We start from the raw sequence: 1,735 nt of genomic DNA, 5'->3' as shown, positions 1-1,735 counted from the left end.
CGAAAAAGGGAAAAACAACGCCAACATTCGTTAGCTACGCTCGAACAAAAAAGAGCATTTTCAGAAGAAGTCATTGAATCCATTCAGTATGCGTTGGTTATTACCGACAACCTTGGCACCATTATCCACAGTAATGCTGCGACTCAGCATATATTTCAGAAAACACCGGAAGCATTAGAAAATGCGAATATCCGCGATCTGATAAAAACAAAAATGCCGAACGAGCTTAGCCAAATTCTTAGTCGATGCTTAGAGTGTGATGATATCCACCTTCAAAACATTGATAACGAACAGCAGCTAAGCCTAACGACTCGTCGTTTGTCTAACCACGGTTATCTTCTCTTCGCCATTCAAGACATCACAGAGATTGAAGAGGCGATGAATCGCCAGCGCGTAGCTGGTCGAGTGTTTGAAGCCAGTCAAGACGGCCTTATTGTGCTTAATCACAAAGGCGTCATCACCATGGTTAACCCAGCAGTCACCAAACTTGTGGGTTTAGAAATCGACCAGTTAGTTGGTCAGTCTTTCATTCAAACTATTCGTTGGCGAAAATTACAAGAAATGATGCCGAGTATCATTGAGTCCATTGAAAACTATGGCGTATGGCAAGGGGAAGTGATTGAGCAAAATCACTTAGGCTTACTTGTGCCAATGTTTGCTCGAGTAAATCGCATCGTGAAGTGCGAGGATAACGGTTTCTACGACTTGGTCATTATTCTTACCGATCTCTCCAATGCAAAAGAGATGGAGCGCCTCGAGTATCTCGCACATCATGACGCGCTTACAGGATTAGCAAATCGTTCTAAGTTCCATTTAGAGCTGGAAGATTTAGTCCAAAGATCAGGCTATCAGCGCGATGAATTTGCGGTATTGTATCTTGATCTAGATGGTTTTAAGGAAATCAACGACACATATGGCCATGACGCTGGGGATGAAGTTTTAAAACGTGTCGCAGATCGTTTGACATCGGCGACTAGGCACAGTGACTTAATCGCACGCCTGTCTGGCGATGAGTTTGTTATGCTGGTCAACCCGGCCAATCAAAAAGTCGTAACGCGAATCGCCGAGCAATTGTTAGAGAGCATCTGCGCGCCTATTGAATACAAAGGTAATGAGTTAAAAGTCGGCGTGAGCATTGGGGTGAAATTGGTTGGCGTTAACGAACGAGACGCAACCCGTATTTTAAAGAGTGCGGATACCGCAATGTACCAAGCGAAGAAAGCCGGAAAAGGGCAAGCAATATTAATGGGATGCGAATTGCAAGAGACCGTTTAAATTGTCGCATTAAAGCTTTACACTAACCGGATTCGCGTCAGAAGGATTGATAAAATGAAAGTACTTGTTACGGGTGGTATGGGCTACATTGGCAGCCACACTTGTATTCAAATGATCGAAGCTGGTATGACACCAGTTATTCTCGATAACCTATACAACAGCAAATCTACAGTCTTAGAGCGCATTGAAAAAGTATGTGGCGTAAAGCCTACTTTTATCGAAGCGGATATTCGCGATAAGGCTGCGCTTGTTGAGGCACTAAAAGCACACAATATTGAAGCCGTTATTCACTTTGCAGGCCTAAAAGCAGTCGGAGAATCAGTAGAAAAACCGCTTGAGTATTACGATAACAACGTAAATGGCACACTTGTTCTTGTGGACGCAATGCGTGAAGCAGGCGTGAAATCACTGGTATTTAGCTCATCTGCGACAGTTTATGGTGATCCAGTATCAGTGCCAA

Annotated in this window: 2 protein-coding genes; both read left to right on the top strand. The window is 43.7% G+C overall.

Annotated elements, in window-relative coordinates; all coding sequences use genetic code 11:
• Nucleotides 1–1,275 (top strand): diguanylate cyclase domain-containing protein (locus R7P72_RS23895; protein ID WP_318110812.1); only part of this gene is annotated, 1,275 nt, incomplete at its 5' end.
• 54 nt (nt 1,276–1,329) lie between these two features.
• A partial coding sequence (locus tag R7P72_RS23890) for an SDR family NAD(P)-dependent oxidoreductase (RefSeq protein ID WP_318110811.1) occupies nt 1,330–1,735 on the top strand: 406 nt, incomplete at its 3' end.

The sequence above is a fragment of the Vibrio sp. Vb0888 genome, from assembly GCF_033338835.1.
Taxonomy (GTDB): Bacteria; Pseudomonadota; Gammaproteobacteria; order Enterobacterales; family Vibrionaceae; genus Vibrio; species Vibrio alginolyticus.
This window is presented reverse-complemented; position numbering and strand designations above follow the sequence as displayed.